Here is a 19,225-nt window from a genome sequence, read left to right on the forward strand (position 1 = left end):
TAAACGAATCGAAAAAGGCCGTGAAACTCGCGGCCTTTTGCTTATCTAGATTTAAACTTGAGTTAATCGATCTCTTTAAATCGAGCAGTAAAGTGGCGCAGCACTGGTGGCTCGTACTCGAAAGTGAGCCCTTTTAACTCATGTGCACGATTTTTCAGTTCGATAATCGCATCCGCAATGTAATCCATATGATCGTTTGTGTAGACACGACGTGGAATGGTCAAACGCATCAACTCAAGCTCTGACGCTTTTTGTTTACCCGTTTCCGGATCTCGACCAAGCAGCAACGATCCTATCTCTACTGCTCGAATACCCGCTTCCAAGTACAAAACATTACACAATACCTGCGCAGGAAACTGATCCGCTGGAATATGTGGCAAAATCTTAGCGGCATCCACAAACACCGCATGACCACCCGTTGGGTATTGAATCGGAATACCGCCTTCACGTAAGCGCTCACCTAAGTATTGAACTTGGCTAATTCTATAGTGAAGAAAATCCTCATCCGCGGCTTCATACAAACCGCGAGCGAGCGCTTCCATATCACGCCCAGCCATGCCGCCGTATGTTACAAATCCTTCCATGGGTACGCAGCGCGTCTGCACCGCCTGGAACAACTCCTTATGATCACGAATACAACACATGCCACCAATGTTTACCATCGGGTCTTTCTTAGCTGACATGGTGAGCATATCACCGTACTGGTACATCTCACGGATGATTTCCAGAATCGATTTATTCTCGTAACCCGCTTCACGCTGCTTGATAAAGTAGGCGTTCTCACAGTAACGAGCCGAGTCAATCACCACTGGAATATCGTACTTGGTTGCAATCTCGTACACACTGCGCATGTTTTCCATCGACACAGGCTGACCACCGGAGCTATTACAAGTAATCGTGGTGATAATTGCACAAATGTTATGCGAACCGTGCGCTTCAATTGTTGCCACCAGCTTATCGATATCAAAATTGCCCTTCCAATCATAAGGCGTAGTGGTGTCGAATGCTTCTTCCGTTACCACGTTAATCGCTTTACCGCCATTGAGTTCAATGTGACCCGCTGTGGTATCAAAATGGTAGTTCGAGATAAAGACTGGCGTTTCGCCACCACGCACCTGACGCATACGCTCAATCAAAGCTGGGAACAAAATTTGCTCGGCACCACGCCCTTGGTGTGCAGGCACGGTGAGCTTATAACCGAAGAAGTGCTCCACTGCATCACACAGGTTGTAGTAATTTCGACTCCCCGCATAGGATTCATCCCCCATCATGATGCCAGCCCACTGATTATCACTCATGGCACCAGTGCCAGAGTCAGTCAGCAAATCGATATAAACATCATCACTACGAAGAAGAAATGGATTATAGCCCGCTTCTTTTAACGCGACTTCACGGTCTGACAAAGTCGTCATTTTGATTGGCTCAACCATTTTGATACGGAAAGGTTCTGGAATACGTTTCATTGTTAATTTCCTTATACGCATTGTCCTACGCAGTTTCACGTAAGACTAAAAAACAAATAGATAGAATGCTTTTCAATGCGATTGCATTGAGGAAATCAACGAGAAGAGATTTTACTAAGAAGAGACAAGCAGTAGTCTAGGTTATACCAGAACGACAGCACCAAACGGCTATCGAGAATATCCTTTATTCTCATCGTCTTCGTCCTCCTGATAAAAATAAAAAGTCAGAAACCCTATGTCTCTGACCTTTTCAATATAGTGCAGTTTTCAATCAACTTTCAGTGAGGTCACCCTCATTTTAAGAAGGTCTCGCCCTTTTCATTCTGCGTTTGATATTACTTTCTTTGACTAGATAATCGAAAAGTGGCGCGAATAAGTTAGCAAATAGAATCGCTAACATGATGCCTTCTGGATAAGCCGGGTTCAGCACTCGGATAAAAATCGTCATCACACCGATTAATAGTCCGTATGCCCATTTCCCGTTATTGGTAAAAGCTGCCGAGACAGGGTCTGTCGCCATGAAGAAGGTACCAAACGCAACCCCACCAATCACGAAGTGCCAGTAGAACGGCATGGAGAACATGGGGTTAGAGTCTGAACCGATCGCATTCAATAGTAATGAAGCTCCGATTAAACCGACCAACACGCCCGCAACAATTCTCCACGATGCAATCTTCATAAAGATGAGAACCAAGCCTGTTAGTGCGATCAACAACGTGGAGACTTCACCCATCGAGCCTGGTAAATTGCCAACAAAAGCATCTCCCCATGAAATTGGCTCTCCCGTCATATTATTTATCAAAGCACTTTGCCCTCCTTCATACCATTGGCTAAGTGGAGTAGCGCCAGAGTAACCATCAGCCGCGACCCACACGGTACCACCGGACATGTTGGCAGGATAGGCAAAGTATAAGAACGCGCGCCCTGCTAAAGCTGGATTTAGGAAGTTTCGTCCAGTACCACCGAAAATCTCCTTCGCCACAACAATACCGAAAGTGATACCTAAAGCCGCTTGCCATAGTGGAATTGTCGGAGGAAGGATCAGCGCAAAGAGTATAGAGCTGACAAAAAAGCCTTCATTTACCTCATGCTTTCGCACAATAGCAAACAGAACTTCCCAGAAACCACCAACGATAAACACCGTCGCATAAACCGGGAGAAAGTAAGTAGCACCAAGCCACATTTTACTTCCCCACCCCGCTTGTGAAACCGCATCTAACGAGCCCCATACCCAACTCAGTTGCCATGAAGAAACAAGCGCTTGCTGAGCTGAGGCTTGATCCATTCCATACAACAAGGCATCACTCGCTTGCTGGCCTATGTTGTACATACCCCAGAACATGGCAGGGAAGACAGCCAACCACACCATGATCATAATACGTTTTAAATCGATGCTATCTCGAACGTGAGTCATGCCCTGGTTTACCTTACCAGGCGTGTAAAAAATGGTTTCGACAGCTTCGAAAAGTGGGTAGAACTTGTGATACTTCCCACCTGGACCAAACTTAGGTGTCGCTTTCTCAAAGTAATCTTTAAGGCTCATAACACTCCTCCTTTATCTAAAAGATGGTACGCACATGTGTAAAAAGCGATCGTTTTTTAATCTCTTCGTCTTCCTTCTTCGTATTTCACCTTGTTCGCCACTCTTCTGTCTCCTCTTTAAATCCAGCGAACAGTTTATCCAACGAAAAAGGGACCGCTCATGGACACACTCGCCATTGACCTAGCTAGATTCCAATTTGCCTTTACTGTCTCTTTCCACATTATTTTTCCAGCTTTTACGATTGGTTTGGCAAGTTATCTCGCTGTATTAGAGGGCTTGTACTTAAAAACGGGCAACAAACAGTACATGCAAATCTATAAGTACTGGCTCAAAATCTTTGCCATCAGTTTTGGTATGGGTGTGGTGAGTGGCATCGTGTTGAGCTATCAATTCGGTACTAACTGGAGCGTGTTTGCTGACAAAACAGGCCCAATCCTAGGCCCGCTAATGGGTTATGAAGTTTTTACTGCGTTTTTCCTCGAAGCGGGGTTTTTAGGCGTGATGCTTTTCGGTATGGACAAGGTGGGTAAGAAGCTTCACTTCGCCGCGACTTGTATTGTCGCATTCGGGACGTTTTTGTCTGCGTTTTGGATACTTTCGGTTAATAGTTGGATGCAAACACCAGCGGGCTACAGTATCAACGAAGCCGGACAGTTTATCCCAGAAGACTGGTGGGCGATTGTCTTCAACCCTTCCTTCCCTTACCGGCTCGTTCATATGTTGCTCGCCGCTTACCTTACTACCGCCTTTGTTGTAGCCGGCGTTGCCGCTTATCACTTGCTAAAAGCAAACCATAACCCTCTAGCCAGAATTATGTTCTCGATGGCAATGTGGATGGCTGCCATCGTGACACCAATTCAAATCGTTGCTGGAGACATGCATGGATTAAACACCCTTGAACATCAACCCGCCAAAGTCGCCGCGATGGAAGGGCACTATGAGTCTCACCAAGGCGCGCCATTGATCCTCTTCGGTATCCCTAACGATGAAGAAAAACGCATGGAATACGCACTGGAAATCCCCAAACTCGGTAGTTTGATTTTAACTCATGACCTCAACGGTGAAGTGAAGGGATTAGATGCTTTTCCAGAGGAGGAACACCCTCCTGTATCTATCGTTTTCTGGTCTTTCCGAGTAATGGTCGCGCTTGGTTTTGGCATGCTTGTTATTGGTTTGTGGAGCCTTTGGCTAAGAACACGTCGCAAACTTTTTGATTCAAGGGCACTTCAACGTATTTGTGTCCTGTTTGCCCCAGCGGGGTTCATTGCAGTTTTAGCAGGCTGGATAACTACCGAAGTCGGTCGACAGCCTTACACCGTATACGGTCTTTTAACCACAGCCAATTCGGCATCGCCTATTGATGCCGCCGCGGTGAGCGTCTCCCTGACGGCGTTCATCGTGGTTTACTTTGTGGTTTTTGGAGCTGGCTTCTTCTATCTCCTACGTTTGATGCGCAAGTCTCCAACTCGATATGAAGAAGGTCTAGATAGCCGACTTCCTGATGGCACGAAAACCGATGCCATCACACATTCTAACCATCTAACCTAGGAGCTTACTCATGGATTACGCATTAATTTGGTACGCTTTGATTGGGCTCGCTGTTCTGATTTATGTCGTGTTAGATGGCTTTGATCTCGGTATTGGTATCCTATTTCTCAGCGCTAATGACGATGAAGAGCGCGACATGATGATGAACAGCATCGCTCCTGTTTGGGATGGGAATGAAACTTGGCTAGTTCTTGGCGGAGGTGGGCTTTTTGCCGTGTTCCCCCTCGCCTACGCGGTCATTATGCCAGCACTCTATGCTCCCCTGATTTTAATGCTGCTCGGGTTAATTCTGCGCGGGGTTTCTTTTGAGTATCGCTTCCGAACACAACGCGGAAAGTTTTTATGGGATAGCGCTTTTTTCATTGGTTCACTCACCGCGGCATTGATGCAAGGCATTATGCTCGGAACCCTGCTCCAAGGTATAGAGGTTAGTGAACGAGCATACGCAGGTGGATGGTTTGATTGGCTTTCGCCATTTAGCGTATTTTGTGGCCTGGCGCTTGTTTGTGCTTATATTCTGCTCGGTTCATGCTGGTTATTAATCAAGCTTCCAGAAGAGCTGATGGGGCGCTATTACGTGGTCGCGCGACGATGGGGACTAGCGATGGTAGCCTGTATATTCATCGCCAGTTTGTGGCTGCCATTGAGCCAAAATATCGTATTTGAACGTTGGTTCTCATTACCAAACTCGCTACTGTTTTTCATTTTACCAATTATTGCAGCGGCACTTATTTGGCAGCTATTCAAAGCCTTACTCGACCACAAAGCCGTCCGAGCCTACGTTCTTGCGATCGGCCTGTTTCTTGTGTCCGCGATGGGTTTCGGTGTCAGTACATTCCCTTACTTGGTCCCATTCGCACTCACTTATCAAGACGTCGCTGCGCCAGACAAAAGTTTGGCATTTTTACTTGCCGGTGCGGTGGTATTACTTCCTCTGATCATAGCCTACACGGCTTATTCGTACTGGGTTTTCCGCGGCAAGATGAAACGTGGAGAAGGATATCACTGATGAAACTAAAACCCATTTTGTGGTTCATTGGCATTTGGCTGGCAAGCGTGGTCGCCTTGTTTGTTATCAGTTCGTTGATACGAACTGCGATATTGTAGGCCCGGAGTCAACTGCACCACATCTGAAGCTATTGAGGTCTATACTCAAGCAAGAGTAAAACAACGGAGTGTTTTTATGACCTTAAAGCAGTTTCTGGTAACTTTGATTCTTTTGACGGTTCCACTGTTTTCACCAAATGCATTGGCCGTAGACAAGCAGATGTCATCCGCCATGAAAAGTAAAATGCGGTCTATTTGCTCCGCAACAAACGAGCAGGGTCATTGGCAACTTGCTGAGGCAACTCCTGACGCCAGACGCTCACTCAACATGGTGCTTTATCAAATGAATGCCGATGATAAATTGAGAGCAATTCATGAGGTGAGAACCAAAATGGTCGGCGGCACCCATTATGCGTTTGAGTTCGAGTTGCAAGATGGTCAAGTCTGGAATGCAATTGTATTACACAGTGCCCGAGGCGATTACATGATAGAAAGACACGCAAAGAAAGGGGAACTCTGCCCTAAATAGCAATAGACACTACGACTCTACAGCCGACACAATAAAGTCGACTGATTCAGTCGCCTTTATTGTGGGTATGTTTAGGTATCGCTTCAAAAGCTTGGGAAAAGTAATAGCTTTCAACCTGAGGCCTAACTAAATCACAAGCTAACCCAAGGTCATCATTTTTTGTGAAAGGTAAATGTTCTGACACTAATTCCTGGGAATCTTTGTCCACGGTCTGGAAAGATTCAACAATTCTAAGTGGCCAGTAAGCTTTATTCTCAGTAACAAGAAAAAAGTAATATTGGAGCTGCTCTCCATGAGTCACGGCATTGTTAATTTCACTTCTAATTTTAACCACTTCGATTTTGCTACCAACACAAGTGAAGTCATATGCATCAGTAATTTCCGCTTCCTTCGCGCCCGGAGTATATACCATATAATCCGATTCAAACTTATTATCAGTCAGCAAATAACCATCGTCGACACTAGTTAACTGAAAGGAAAATGCAGGGTAATGTACTATCAAACAAGCTCCAAAAGCCCTACTTAAAAATTTCTTTGAAAATGCCTTTTTTATACAGTTCGGTAAATATCTCATGTCGTTGTCCATATGAATCTGTATTTTTATTAATAACCCTAGTAATACTATCAGTCACCGTTCTAGATGCTCCCTTATCGGCTTTTAAATATAGCTTATTCTTCAGCCAAAAAATCATAGCAGTCCTGATGGCATATTTAGGTTGAGCAACTAACTGAGGCGAAGAAGAGAAACTCGTATTTTCGTTCCAAATATTTGCGTGTATGCTTTCTGTCGCTAAATAGTTTCCTTTCCCTGTTAACTGTATCATTCCTCTACCGCGATATTTCCATCCATCTCCGGTACTTGCATCACCATTGCCTATTTTCATGGCATAGGCATTATTTGCTATCGCTTCTTGGTTTGCTTTTTGATTGATGGCATTTTTTCTCCCGTGCTTTTCAGCTAACGCCGGCCTATTCCGATAAACTCTGAAAGTGCTTTTCAATCCTTGAACTGAATAATTCAGGTTTTCCTCCATTCTCATTCCAGGACCAACCTCTTTTGCTAATTGAGCGACAAAGTGTGACAGTCTCAGTTCACTGTCTAACTTACATTCAGAGATCTTCATAGAAAGTTCTTTGCTTATAATCACTAAATAGTCTTCTGAAACTTTAGTTTCATTCTTCCATACTTTTCTAAGGTGCTGTTTTGTAATCATAGTCCCTCCATCTGATGAAGATTAAAACTGAAAGAACAAAAAATCACCTATAAAATTTGAAGTTGACATTGTATTACGACATTTTAAAACCATTTCTTACATACTAATTACATTATTGTGCGGCAAATAACATACCAGTCAATATTCTAGAAAAGCATTCTTTTCGCTCATATATTTTAACATGGCTTTTTACTGTTAAACCGTCTCGGTTTTCGCCTCTATCTTCTCATTTACTTTATCGCAAATGTACTCTCCAATAGGCATTGCAGATGTCGCTGCTGGAGAGGGGGCGTTGCAAACGTGCAGGCTTCTGGCGCTTTCGGCAAACAAGAAGTCATGAACCAAGGTTCCGTCGGATAACACCGCTTGCGCACGAATCCCCGCAGGATATGGTTTGAGATCGTCGACCTTGATGCTTGGGCAATATTTGTTGACCAACTTGAGGTAGCCCGGCTTCCACCACGAGTTCTTAAACTCATCCAGTCCGGTTTTTAGATGCTTTTGTGTCACCTTCCAAAAGCCGGAGAAGCTGAGCATTTGCATGGTATCTTGCAGGCTAAAGTTAACCTTGTCGTACCCTTCTCGCTTCCAGCCTTGCACCGCGTTTGGACCGACGGTCACACTGCCGTCAATCATGCGAGTCAGGTGGACACCCAAGAAAGGCAAGTCAGGGTCTGGAATTGGATAAATAAGATGATTCACCACCTGGTCGTGTTTGCTATCTAAGCGGTAGTATTCACCACGATAAGGAATGATTTGGAAATCGGTCGGAATAGACATCATCTTAGTCATGCGATCCGCCATCAAGCCGCTGCAAGTGACCAAGAATTTGGCATTGAGCTGCATCGTTTGACCGTCTGAAATGCAGGTCAGTTGGACTTCTTCATCCTTCTCTTCGGCAGCCACAACTTTGGTCCTAAGGCTAATTTGCCCTCCGAGCTTTTTGAACTCTTCCGCCATCTGCTCAGTGACCAAACGATAATCGACAATACTGGTGGTTTTGACATAAATCGCGCCCAAGCCCGTGATGTTTGGCTCAGCGAGTTTAAGCTGAACTTCATCGAGTAGCTTTACGTCAATGCCGTTGACATGGCAGCGCTCATAAAGCGCATTCATGCGTTCGACTTCTTGCTCGTTTGTCGCAACCAACAACTTGCCACAGTTCTCCACCGGAATATCGCGCTCAGCACAGAACGAAATGGTTCGCTCTACCCCACGCTTACAAAAATCGGCTTTTAGGCTGCCCGGTGCGTAGTACACCCCAGCATGAATCACGCCGCTATTGTGTCCGGTTTGGTGCTTCGCAAAACCGGACTCTTTCTCAACCAATAAAATGGATTTGTCTGGGTGACGTTGCTGCAGTTGCCATGCCGTCGACACACCAACGATACCGCCACCGACAATAATGTAGTCATAGACTGATTTCATACGACCTCTTATAAAACCGAGAGTTGAGATTGTTGCAATTTGAACTTGCGACCACTGTAAATGAACACCGCGACAAATACCGCGCAGCTTGCCACACGAACCAACATTGGGATGTCGTGCCAAACCAGCAATGTACCCACCACTACCAACAAGAGACGAGTCAGAATGTTTAGAGGACCTTCCAAGTAGCCTTCAATCGCACCAATCAACGCATAGGTTCCGATGATGGCGAAGAAGCCCACGGTAATTACCGACGTTACATCCCAACTTACTAAGCCTGTGTAAGCAATCAGCAGCGGTACAAGATACAAACCTTTAGCGATTTTCCATGCCATCAAACCGGTACGCATTGGCGGTGTTTTAGCGATGGTTGCCGCAGCAAAGGCGGTCAAACACACTGGAGGCGTTACGTTGCTGTCTTGCGATAACCAGAAGATGATGAGGTGAGCAGCCAGCAACGCCAAGCCTACTGCTTCTATACCCAAACTTTGCTCTAGTAGAGTTTCCATAAAGTCCGCAGGTACTAGCGCCACCATTTCTTTCGCGGTTTCCAACGCCATTGGAGCATTAAGCAGTTCCAGCTTTTCTGGCGCCGCCAACATGAAGATGGCTTTTGCTTGTTCTGGCAATTGACCCGACACCATCAATTCAAGCAATTGGTTTTCCGCAATCAACTTGTAAAGCGCAGGGGCAGACAGTGTGCCCAACACAATATACGCCGCTGTCACAGGCAAGCCCATACCCAAAACAAGAGAAGCGAGCGCAATCAGAACGATCATGACGAACAAGTCGCCATTCGCCCAACCGTCGATCATCAGTGAGAACGTGTTGCCGATACCCGTTGTGCTGATCACGTTGATCACCAAACCGATACCCACCAGCAATACGGCTGTTGTCGCCATGTTTTTCGCGCCTTGCGAAAGTGCTTCGATGATCGCTTTTGGTCCCATCTTGTGATCTTTCGAGAACCAAGAAGCCACCACTACTGAAATGATCGACAAGCCCGCAGCGTAAGTTGGCGTAAAGCCTTGAACCAACAAAGTAACCAACACCGCCAGTGGGATAAGGTTGTGCCAACCGCTGATCAGCACTTTCATTAGAGATTCATCGCTGGTCGTGATTTTTTGAACGCCGCTGCGTTTGGCTTCGATACGCACAAAGAACGCAACAGATAAGAAATAAATAAGAGCAGGAATAAAAGACACCGCGATGATATCAACATACGGAATTTGCGTGTAAGACGCCATGATGAAAGCACCCGCGCCCATTACTGGTGGCATCAACTGACCACCTGTCGACGCTGCAGCCTCAACACCCGCCGCAAAGCGCGAAGGGAAACCTGCTTTTTGCATTAAAGGAATACTGATAACACCGGTGGAAACCGTATTTGCCACACTAGAGCCCGATACTGAGCCCATCAAACCGGAGCCAATCACCGCAATAAAACCGGGACCACCGATGATTTTGCCAGCCGCAGCACGTGCCACATTGATTATATAATCACCGACACCAGAGCGAACAAGAAACGCACCAAACAGAATGAACATAAATACAAAAGTCCAACTGATGCGCGAGATAGAACCAAACATGCCCTCAGAAGAATAGAAGCTGCGGTAGAGCAAGGTTTCCATGCTCAAACCCGGGAAGTGGAAAATGCCTGTCGCCCACTGCCCCCAAAGCACAACGTAGCTTAAACACACCACAATCAGCACTGGAATAAACCAACCCATGGTGCGTCGGATAAGCTCAATCACAATCAGGATTGCCATGATGGCGAAGACCCAATCGCTGGTCACGAACTTCACACCACGTTCGTAGAGTGCATCTTCGGCATAGGGAATGTAGAGCAAACACGCGACCGCGCCCATGGCAATTAACACATCGATACCGAGTGCAATCTTACTCTGCTTGAGAGAGATATGAGCCGGATACCAAAGCGCACAAATCACCGCAAAGCCAGCAAAGTGGGTCGCGGAAATCCATAACTCTGGTAACGTCGATAAGGTATTAAACCAAATGTGCAAAGCAGACAACACCACGCCAAACACTGTGATTGTGGTGGTTACCCACGGAAAATCAGTGCGCGTGGGCAGCTCAAACTTCTGCAATTCCTTTTCTATTGAGTCGCTCATCTCATACTCCAAGCTCTGGCGGCTTTTTCCATCTTAGAAATCGGTAGGGATAAAATGCCCCGAGCCGAAACTCGGGGCCAAGTTAGCGTTATTTCGCCATTAGGTCTGATGGGATTTCGATGCCCATTTCTTTGTAGTAACGCGCCGCGCCTGGGTGAAGAGGCACTGGCAAGCCAGCGATCGCTTTCTCAATCGCCATTGCTTTTGTTGCTTTGTGGATACCTTGTAGGAAAGGCAGATTCTCGTAGATCGCTTTGGTTAGTTGGTAAACGTCTTCTTCCGAGATATCTTCACGAACTGCCAAGAAGTTAGGCTGTGCAATGGTGGTGATCGGCTTATCTAGACCCGGGTACGTGTTCGCAGGGATCTCGTACTTCGTCCATAGGTTGTAGTTACCGTTCGCCTCTTTGATTTGCTCGTCAGTAAACGAAAGAATCGAAATGTCTTGACCCAGCGCAGCAAAAGCTTGAGTGACCGCACCAACAGGTACACCCGCAGGCGTGTTCATGCCGTCAATGGTGCCGTTTTGAAGTGCGCTCGCACTGCCGCCGTAACCCATGTAAGCAAGATTGAATTTATCAGGATCTACTTTCAGACCTTTCATGATTTGGCGACCAGAGTTTTCAGTACCTGAGTTCTTCTTACCGATGGAGAACTTCTTGCCATCAAGGTTGTTCAGGTCAGTCACTGTGCCCGTTTTTGCTAGGTCAGAACGAACAATAAAGTGCTCAACGTTTTGCCACAACATAGAGACTGAACGCAGCTGCTCTTGGCGACCGCTCTTCTCATAAGGACCTTCACCAGACCAAGCCCAAGCACCATAAAGGCCTTGTAGAATCGCGAACTGTGCTTCGTTTTCGTTAAGCAGTTTGACGTTTTCACCAGAGCCCGCAGAGCTGATTGCAGAAAGGGAGAAGTGGTGCTTTGGTGCCAATTTCACTTTGCTTAACGTCGCCAACGCTACGCCCACAGGGTAGTAAGTACCACCTGTCGATGCCGTTGCAAGAATGTAGCTACGATCTTCTGCCGCAGCGTTAGCAGCAATACCAAAAGAAGTCACAGCGACAGCCAAAGCTTTTACCAGCTTATTCATTTTCATTATTACTCTCCGTGTAGTCGTTTCACGATTGGGGATTTACATCATGTTAAATCTTTATTAACAACACATTCCCTGGAGCAATTGAAATGCCAACTTTTAACCCTTTGTATTTATTGAACTAAGTGCTGAAAGACATCAAAAATGAGCAAAATTATGCTGATTTGATAGCAAAGTAATGAGCAAGATCTTGCTCATTGAAGAGAAGAAGGTTGCACGCCTAGATCGCAAAAGGTTAAAAAAATGTGATCAAGACAAAATAAATGCACGATTCACTAATAAGCAATATTTTGCCGATGCAATTTTGGATTGAACTGCAACTAATGAGCGTCTTAACAATAAGAAGAAAAAGCGCATCATTCTAAACTGCTCAATTTATCAGCTGAGGTTTATAGCCTAAACAACTACAAATAGCACAAAAATACAGCAAAACAAGCCATGTTACAGAAATGAAAAGTCATTTATTCTAATTTTGAATTTAAAAAGCAGTTCGATCCACCAGTTCAGAAACAAACATTGACCGTATCAACTTATTTTCTACTTCGGGGTTGTGCCAATAGCCCTATGTTCGTTAGGGTAACAACACGCCAAGGCAAACGTATTCCTTGGTATTTTTTCGTCATTAAGGATCACCCATGTCAGCAACTGCGCAATTACAATTCGCTTTAAAACGCCCATCTGGTGTTGCTGCTGCGATCCTCCTGCTCTCTTTGAAACTGATTCAGAGCTGACAGGCTATATCTAAACTTTCTGTCAGCTTGAGAAGAAGCTGACGGGAACACCACATACTCCTCCCATTCCTTTCAGTTTCTTCCAAGCGAAACATAAGAGGAATAACAATGTTAAGCGCACGCAATATCGCCGCTTTGGGCTTCATGACTTTCGCCATGTACTTAGGCGCAGGTAACCTGATCTTCCCTCCATTTTTGGGTTATCAAGCAGGTGAAAACTTTCTGAGCGGGATGTCTGGCTTCCTCTTAACGGGTGTAGGTCTGCCTGCAATGGCACTAGTGATGGTCGCTATCGTAAACGGTTCAGACAAATTAACCGCAGCCCTACCTAAACCTTTGGCGACCAGTTTTTGGGTGATGGTATTTATTGTGATTGGCCCTGCGTTCGTAATCCCACGTGCAATTACCGTGGCTTACCAATTCAGCTTTGCGCCAATGTTTGGTGACGCAGCTTTGGTGCCTTTCACTATTGCCTTCTGTGCCATCACCATTCTATTTGCCCTATATCCGGGTAAGTTGGTCGACAACCTAGGTAAGATCTTAACGCCAGCCTTGATGGCAATCTTGATCATCATGTCTGTAACTGCTTTGGTTTCTCCTGCAGGCGAGCTAACTGCCGCAACGGGACCATACGTATCTGGCGCATTTGCTGAAGGCTTAACCCAAGGCTACATGACCATGGATGCGCTAGGTTCTATCGGTTTTGGTTGGATTATCTTCCGCGCGATTCGCAGCATGGGTGTGGATTGCCCGAAAGCCACCGCAAAATACACGCTAATCGCAGCTTTGATGTACGCGGTTGCCATGGCGTTTGTTTACATCTCATTGGCTTACATTGGCTCGACAAGCTCATACTTGGGTTCTGAGTTCAGCAATGGTGGCGACATTTTAACGGCATTCACCTTCAGCCACTTCGGCGCATTTGGTTCACTATTACTAGGTGCCGTGATGGTATTAGCGTGTTTGACTACTGCTATCGGCGTAACCACCGCAGGCAGTGAGTTTTACGACAACACCTTCAGCAAAGTGAACTACAAAGGCTGCGTTATCACGACCATGGTATTGGCAGGTTTAATCGCCAACGTAGGTCTGGAGCAACTATTGGCTATCACATTACCAGCGGTTGTGGCGCTTCACCCAGTAGCGATTGCGTTGATGATCATGGCACCGGTGCGCAACAAGATGTCGCAAATCATGGTCGTCGCGACGGCGTTCACTGCTCTAACGTTTGGTTGTGTTGATGCGCTGCACATCCTAGGTTACATGCCAAGTTCCACTGATGAGTGGATGGGTAATTACATGCCTCTGTACAATGACTTTGCTAGCTGGATTGTGCCTAGCGTATTTATGATGATTGTTGGTCTGCTGTTTACGACGAAAACCAACCAAACCGAACAATTCGAGCTGGTGAATGAATAGCCGTTTAACATAAGACATCGCTCAATAAGTGCGTTACTATGTAGCTCGCTTATTGATATCAGGCAAAGGAGTTGCCTGAATGAAAGATTGATATGGGTCGCCTATGGATAATCAGTATCTAGACATCAGAACACTGAACTTTATCGTTATTCTGTTCTCTTGCATTTACTCTATTAGTCTGCTTTGTTATCAATACACTCAGGGTAGAGTCAAAGGCTTAAAAACCTTCTCGATATCACTACTGTTTATTGGTTTAGGCCCTTTTTTACTTGGCTTTAGAGGCTCTGCGCCAGACTGGCTGACCATCGTCATAGCCAACACTCTCATATTAGTCGGCTTCTTGCTTACGCTATATAGCGTAAGCATTTTTCGTCAATATCCTTTAAAATTGGCTCACTGTCTTACCTTGTTAACACCTGTTTTCAGTGGTTCATTTTACTATTTCACCTTCCATGACCCTTCTATCAAAAGCCGCATTATTTATCTGAGCATGTATATTTGTATCGTCACCTTCTTTAGTGGTGTCGCCATGCTTAAAGGTACCCAAAAGGACTTAAAGCTCCCTGTTAAAGCAATGGCTTACTCTTTCTTTGGATTTAGTTTTTTTATGGGATTTAGGGCGCTTTGGAGTACTTTTTCAGGTGAGTTACCAAGTTTTATGGTCGCAGGCCTTATCCATCAGCTGACTTTCTTATTTAGCATCTGCCTGATCGTTGCTTTGAGCTTTAGTATGCTGTGGTTAATTAACGGACGCTTGGTGCAATCCATAAATGATCTCTCTCATTTAGATGCACTCACAGGGCTATATAATCGTCGAGCCATGGAAGAAATCGTTCCAAACTTGGTTAGTAAAGCACATAAAAAAAGCCAAGCAATCAGCATTATTATGACTGATGTCGACAAGTTCAAAGCGATTAATGATCACTATGGTCACACGGTTGGCGACTCCGTCATGGCAACGATCTCCACTATTTTTAAAAAGCATCTTCCTGAGTCAGCCTGCATTGTGCGATTTGGTGGTGACGAGTTCATGATTGTTTTGCTCGAAAAAGCACAACAAGCCAAAATTGTCGCAGAGCAAATTCGCCTTGCGGTCGAAACTGAAACCGCTTTGCAATCATTTAAAACTGAAGTGACCATGAGCTTTGGTATCAGTCAGTTATCTGAGGGGCAATCACTTCAAGAGGCGCTTGCTGAAGCAGACGAAGCGCTATATAGCTCTAAACATACTGGAAGGAACCTCGTTACCTTGTTTGGAGAAGGTAAAGACCTAAATTATAAGTTTGTCCCAGCTCCTGCCAAAAGCGCATAACATGTTTGTTATGCCAATGATTTTACATTAGCTAGAAATCGTACTAAGTATAGTCGGAGCGATTCAAACCAAACTTCTGCATCTTTTGGTTAAGGGTTCGACGTGGTAAATCCAACTCCTGCATCACCTCATTGATGCGTCCATGATGCCTGACTAAAGAATCATGTAGCACCTTACGTTCAAAGTTATGTAGCTGAATCGCCAACGGCACGCCCGCATGCGTCTCTTCGGTTGTTGAGGATGGTCGACTAGAGAGAATTTCCATTACGGAGACGGTTTCATCCAATGCAAAACGCATCGCTACATTCCTAAGCTCACGTACGTTACCAGGCCAAGAGTAAGCAAGAATGGCCTTTCTATCGGCTTCACTCAGTGGGCGGCTCTCAGGGTTACTTTTCAGAGCAAAGTGTTCGAACAAGATCAACGCATCATCTTCTCGCTCACGTAGCGGTGGCAAATAGATCTGCGCCACATTAAGACGATAGTACAAATCCTGACGAAACTCGTCATGATCATTGAGATCTTCTTTCGCGGCGGCGATCACTCTCAAATCAACTGAGATCTGTTGGTTGCCCCCAACGCGCTCTACCGTATGTTCCTGTAATGAACGCAACACTTTCACCTGCATGGACAGCGGCATACTCTCGATTTCATCAAAGAATAAAGTGCCTTTATCCGCGTATTCCAACTTACCAATGCGCTTTTTACCCGCTCCGGTAAATGCCCCTGCTTCATGCCCAAACAGCTCACTTTCAAACAGGTTCTCAGGAATAGCGCCACAGTTGATTGGCACAAAATGATAGGATCTGCGTTGGCTTTCATTATGCAAACTGGTCGCCACCAGCTCTTTACCACAACCTGTTTCGCCGTAAATGATCACGTTAGTATCAATGCGTGCTAACTTGGCTACTTGTTCTCTAAGCTGTTGCATCACTCGGCTTCGCCCAATCAACACCTCTTCTAAGCCGCTAACGCTAGATAGGTACTCTTGGCGATCTTGAGTAGACGTTTGTGCGCGATAGCTCTCGACCGCTTCGGTTACTCGTTGGGATAAACGCTCAGGTTGGAAAGGTTTCTCAATAAAATCGAACGCACCGTTTTGTAACGCCCCTACTGCCATATCGACGTCACCATGTCCGGTGATCAAGATAACTGGCGTTGGGATGTGATTAGCAATCAGGCTTTCTAGTATCGACAAGCCGTCGGTGTCCGGCAGGCGAACATCACTGACAATCGCATCAAATTCTTGGCTAAGAATGGCCGCTTTCCCCTCTTCTCCTAAACTGAATGCGGTCACGTCGAACCCCGCCAGTTGCAGCCACTGACTGGTAGCCTGACGAACAATGTCATCGTCTTCGATAAGTGCAATTTTAGGGGTGTCGTCAAAAGCCATGAGTTACTACCGTAGGTGGAATAGAAATCGCTCTTTGCTAACGGTAGCAAAAACCACTGAGGAGAAAAGGAGCTAGATCTCACTTCTTGCTTACAAGTCTTTAACATCCAACCAGTTAGGCGCACTCTTTAATGACTCTCGGTGAGAACGCACTAGCTGAACGGAGTCAGTATGCAGCGCAAAAGGAATGGCAAAACGTGGCTTGTGGTCGTAATTGCAGCAGTGCTGATGTTGTCTTGTTATAGCGCCAGCAGAGAGGTTGCTCGTCAATGGTTGAGCGTACAAACTCAAACCGAAGCTCAACAAAAACTGCTCGACTATATCGGTGAAGTTCGCCGTGCACTCAAACGTTTCTACCACTTACCTTACCTCGTCACCAATAACCCAGAAACCATCGCTTTTGTGAAAGGGAATCTGACTTATTACGAACCGTTGCAAACCCAACTGACTCAACTAGATAAAGCCGCCAATACGGAAGGTTGGCTAATCCTGTCTAACTCTGGCGAAGTATTGGTCTCAAGTTTGATCGAAGAGCGCTTTAGCCTGTCTGACCGAAAAGCCATTGTGGAACAAATTCACAACCAAGGCGGCGGTGTTTCCTTGGTGAACAAAACCAAAGGTTCGAGCCCATTGTATTATCTTGCAGCCCCTATCTACGATGGTCTGGATATCGCTGGCATTGTGGTGGTGCAAATCAACCTTAGCCTATTGACCGAACAGACCATTACTAGCCAAGACATCATTACGTTGCAGAACCGTCAGCAACGCTTTTTCCTATCGAGCAGCTCGCTCTATAACGCAGACTGGTTTAACGAACCGAGCAACACCGTTCAGTTAGAAACGCAACGCTTATACGACAACACCAACATCAGTGTGTGGACGCTCAACCAACAGCGTTATTTTGCACACACCGTTAAATTAGATGATTTGAATTGGTACGTCAGCTACCTCACCCCTTCTAAGCCGATTCAACAAACCATCAATGTGATTGGTTGGAGCGTAGCAGCGCTGCTCTTATTGGTTGTATTGCTCGTCATCATTGGCTTACAACGACGACAAAAGCACATCAATCAACAACGAATTCAAGCTCTGTTGGAAGAGTCCCAACGCCGCTTGAAACAGATGATCAATAAAACCCACGTTGGTTTGCTATTGATTGATGAACAAGGGCAACTGTTCGACCTCAACCCAATGGCGAAACGTTTGTTCTGTTTACCAGAAAGCGTCAATCGACACGCTTTTGCTTGGGAGTTATTCGACGCTGGCAATCCCAATTCCACAACACTTAAGTTACTAAAGGACCTGCCTAAGCATAAAGAGCTCGCAGAGATCAGCACGGTCGAAACCATTGCCAGACGCAGTGACGGTAGCGTCTTCCCTGTCTTGTTCTCACTGACCAGTTTCCCTTGGCATGGCGAGCAGTATTTCCTTGCGACGATCATCGACATCAGCAAGCGGAAAAAAGCCGAGCAATCACTGCAACAGGTCAACCAAGAACTGGCGCAGCGAGTTGAAGAGCGAACTCAAGCGCTAAAAGAAGCACAAAGCCAGTTGATTGAATCGAGCAAAATGGCCGCCTTGGGTCGCATGTCGAGCGCGATTACTCATGAACTCAATCAGCCACTGACTGGTTTGCGTACCCTGCTCACAACAAACGAACTGTTAGCAGAACGTGGCGAAACCGAGATGATGAAAGCCAACAATGTATTGGTGCAGAAGCTGATTGATCGCATGGCAAGCATGACTAGCCAGTTAAAGACGTTCGCCTATAACAAACCAGAAAGCCTACAAGCGATTTCTCTTACCTCCGCACTCGAAGAAACCTTACGCGTTTATCAATCCCAATTAGACAAGGTGGATGTACGTGTTCGAGTTCCTCATGACTTACCTAACATCATGGGTGAAGAACAACGACTGCTTCAGGTGCTCGGTAATCTTGTCTCGAATGCGCTAGACGCAATGAACAATACCACCAACCCGCAGCTCAACTTGATCGTCAATCCAACCGGCAATCGGGTCGAACTGATCGTCAGTGATAATGGCTGCGGCGTGTCGGATGAGATGCTTGAATCCATGTTCGAGCCCTTCCAAACCTCAAAGAAAATTGGTGAAGGCTTAGGGCTGGGTTTAGCAATTACGGCCAACAATATGCGTGATATGAACGGACAAATTACCGTGCATAGGAATGAACAAAATGGGCTGACTTTCACTTTATTGTTCAAATCAGCCTAAGGTGATATTGATTACAAAATCATCATTAGAACTAGGCATCCCCGCTGTTTGAGAAAAACACGATCTCGATACAAGAATCCCTCCTTGACCTACACTATTCTCAAGCAAATAAAACGAATAACTTCCGAACGATAAAGA

Annotated in this window: 14 protein-coding genes; 6 read left to right on the forward strand and 8 right to left on the reverse strand. The window is 45.8% G+C overall.

Annotated elements, in window-relative coordinates; translation table 11 throughout:
* Positions 1-62 precede the first annotated feature (62 nt).
* Both R7R24_RS12550 and R7R24_RS12555 read right to left on the reverse strand, forming a co-directional pair.
* Complete coding sequence (locus R7R24_RS12550; RefSeq protein WP_213883857.1) at positions 63-1,463, reverse strand: tryptophanase; 1,401 nt, start codon at positions 1,461-1,463, stop codon at positions 63-65.
* Positions 1,464-1,761: 298 nt separating this feature from the next.
* Positions 1,762-3,006, reverse strand: a complete 1,245-nt coding sequence (locus R7R24_RS12555) for an NADH:ubiquinone reductase (Na(+)-transporting) subunit B (RefSeq protein ID WP_054579217.1) — start codon at positions 3,004-3,006, stop codon at positions 1,762-1,764.
* A gap of 159 nt (positions 3,007-3,165) precedes the next feature.
* Between R7R24_RS12555 and R7R24_RS12560 the strand changes: the two genes are divergently transcribed.
* The 3 genes from R7R24_RS12560 to R7R24_RS12570 all read left to right on the forward strand — a co-directional run bounded on the left by R7R24_RS12560 (position 3,166) and on the right by R7R24_RS12570 (position 6,130).
* On the forward strand, positions 3,166-4,554 hold the full coding sequence (locus tag R7R24_RS12560) for a cytochrome ubiquinol oxidase subunit I (protein ID WP_054579216.1): 1,389 nt from the start codon (positions 3,166-3,168) through the stop codon (positions 4,552-4,554).
* Positions 4,555-4,564: 10 nt separating this feature from the next.
* On the forward strand, positions 4,565-5,563 hold the full coding sequence (gene cydB / locus R7R24_RS12565) for a cytochrome d ubiquinol oxidase subunit II (RefSeq protein ID WP_005374173.1): 999 nt from the start codon (positions 4,565-4,567) through the stop codon (positions 5,561-5,563).
* A gap of 174 nt (positions 5,564-5,737) precedes the next feature.
* Positions 5,738-6,130 carry a hypothetical protein gene (locus R7R24_RS12570; RefSeq protein WP_054579215.1) on the forward strand — a complete coding sequence of 131 codons (393 nt, stop codon included), beginning with the start codon at positions 5,738-5,740 and terminating at the stop codon, positions 6,128-6,130.
* Positions 6,131-6,176: 46 nt separating this feature from the next.
* Here the strand turns inward: R7R24_RS12570 and R7R24_RS12575 are convergent, their stop codons facing one another.
* The 5 genes from R7R24_RS12575 to R7R24_RS12595 form a co-directional block, all read right to left on the reverse strand.
* Complete coding sequence (locus tag R7R24_RS12575; protein WP_224721277.1) at positions 6,177-6,704, reverse strand: hypothetical protein; 528 nt, start codon at positions 6,702-6,704, stop codon at positions 6,177-6,179.
* Positions 6,649-7,344: a glycoside hydrolase family 19 protein gene (locus R7R24_RS12580; protein WP_005374179.1), complete on the reverse strand. Its 696-nt coding sequence runs from the start codon at positions 7,342-7,344 to the stop codon at positions 6,649-6,651. Before R7R24_RS12580 ends, R7R24_RS12575 begins: the two co-directional genes overlap by 56 nt.
* Positions 7,345-7,539: 195 nt before the next feature.
* Positions 7,540-8,772: an L-2-hydroxyglutarate oxidase gene (lhgO, locus tag R7R24_RS12585; RefSeq protein WP_206946926.1), complete on the reverse strand. Its 1,233-nt coding sequence runs from the start codon at positions 8,770-8,772 to the stop codon at positions 7,540-7,542.
* An 8-nt stretch (positions 8,773-8,780) separates the two neighbouring features.
* On the reverse strand, positions 8,781-10,904 hold the full coding sequence (locus tag R7R24_RS12590) for a TRAP transporter permease (RefSeq protein ID WP_017819722.1): 2,124 nt from the start codon (positions 10,902-10,904) through the stop codon (positions 8,781-8,783).
* A gap of 88 nt (positions 10,905-10,992) precedes the next feature.
* Positions 10,993-12,003, reverse strand: coding sequence for a TAXI family TRAP transporter solute-binding subunit (locus R7R24_RS12595; protein ID WP_206946924.1), 1,011 nt, complete (start codon positions 12,001-12,003; stop codon positions 10,993-10,995).
* 836 nt (positions 12,004-12,839) lie between these two features.
* On the opposite strand from R7R24_RS12595, the gene brnQ reads away from it, so the two are divergent.
* Positions 12,840-14,150 carry a branched-chain amino acid transport system II carrier protein gene (gene brnQ / locus R7R24_RS12600; protein WP_025768055.1) on the forward strand — a complete coding sequence of 437 codons (1,311 nt, stop codon included), beginning with the start codon at positions 12,840-12,842 and terminating at the stop codon, positions 14,148-14,150.
* 103 nt (positions 14,151-14,253) lie between these two features.
* On the forward strand, positions 14,254-15,462 hold the full coding sequence (locus tag R7R24_RS12605) for a GGDEF domain-containing protein (protein WP_005374203.1): 1,209 nt from the start codon (positions 14,254-14,256) through the stop codon (positions 15,460-15,462).
* A gap of 43 nt (positions 15,463-15,505) precedes the next feature.
* On the opposite strand, the gene R7R24_RS12610 is transcribed toward R7R24_RS12605, so the two are convergent.
* Positions 15,506-16,855 (reverse strand): sigma-54-dependent transcriptional regulator, encoded by a 1,350-nt coding sequence (locus tag R7R24_RS12610; protein WP_005374204.1) that lies wholly within the window; start codon positions 16,853-16,855, stop codon positions 15,506-15,508.
* Between the two features lie 171 nt (positions 16,856-17,026).
* Here R7R24_RS12610 and R7R24_RS12615 point away from each other — a divergent pair, with 171 nt between their 5' ends.
* Positions 17,027-19,087: a sensor histidine kinase gene (locus R7R24_RS12615; RefSeq protein WP_171342681.1), complete on the forward strand. Its 2,061-nt coding sequence runs from the start codon at positions 17,027-17,029 to the stop codon at positions 19,085-19,087.
* Positions 19,088-19,225: the final 138 nt, after the last annotated feature.

Source organism: Vibrio sp. 704, from assembly GCF_033339295.1.

Coding starts and splice junctions, on each gene's coding strand:
- R7R24_RS12550 (WP_213883857.1), bottom strand. CDS start 1,463: ATGAAACGTATTCCAGAACCTTTCCGTATCAAAATGGTTGAGCCAATC.
- R7R24_RS12555 (WP_054579217.1), bottom strand. CDS start 3,006: ATGAGCCTTAAAGATTACTTTGAGAAAGCGACACCTAAGTTTGGTCCA.
- R7R24_RS12560 (WP_054579216.1), top strand. CDS start 3,166: ATGGACACACTCGCCATTGACCTAGCTAGATTCCAATTTGCCTTTACT.
- cydB (WP_005374173.1), top strand. CDS start 4,565: ATGGATTACGCATTAATTTGGTACGCTTTGATTGGGCTCGCTGTTCTG.
- R7R24_RS12570 (WP_054579215.1), top strand. CDS start 5,738: ATGACCTTAAAGCAGTTTCTGGTAACTTTGATTCTTTTGACGGTTCCA.
- R7R24_RS12575 (WP_224721277.1), bottom strand. CDS start 6,704: ATGAGATATTTACCGAACTGTATAAAAAAGGCATTTTCAAAGAAATTT.
- R7R24_RS12580 (WP_005374179.1), bottom strand. CDS start 7,344: ATGATTACAAAACAGCACCTTAGAAAAGTATGGAAGAATGAAACTAAA.
- lhgO (WP_206946926.1), bottom strand. CDS start 8,772: ATGAAATCAGTCTATGACTACATTATTGTCGGTGGCGGTATCGTTGGT.
- R7R24_RS12590 (WP_017819722.1), bottom strand. CDS start 10,904: ATGAGCGACTCAATAGAAAAGGAATTGCAGAAGTTTGAGCTGCCCACG.
- R7R24_RS12595 (WP_206946924.1), bottom strand. CDS start 12,003: ATGAAAATGAATAAGCTGGTAAAAGCTTTGGCTGTCGCTGTGACTTCT.
- brnQ (WP_025768055.1), top strand. CDS start 12,840: ATGTTAAGCGCACGCAATATCGCCGCTTTGGGCTTCATGACTTTCGCC.
- R7R24_RS12605 (WP_005374203.1), top strand. CDS start 14,254: ATGGATAATCAGTATCTAGACATCAGAACACTGAACTTTATCGTTATT.
- R7R24_RS12610 (WP_005374204.1), bottom strand. CDS start 16,855: ATGGCTTTTGACGACACCCCTAAAATTGCACTTATCGAAGACGATGAC.
- R7R24_RS12615 (WP_171342681.1), top strand. CDS start 17,027: ATGCAGCGCAAAAGGAATGGCAAAACGTGGCTTGTGGTCGTAATTGCA.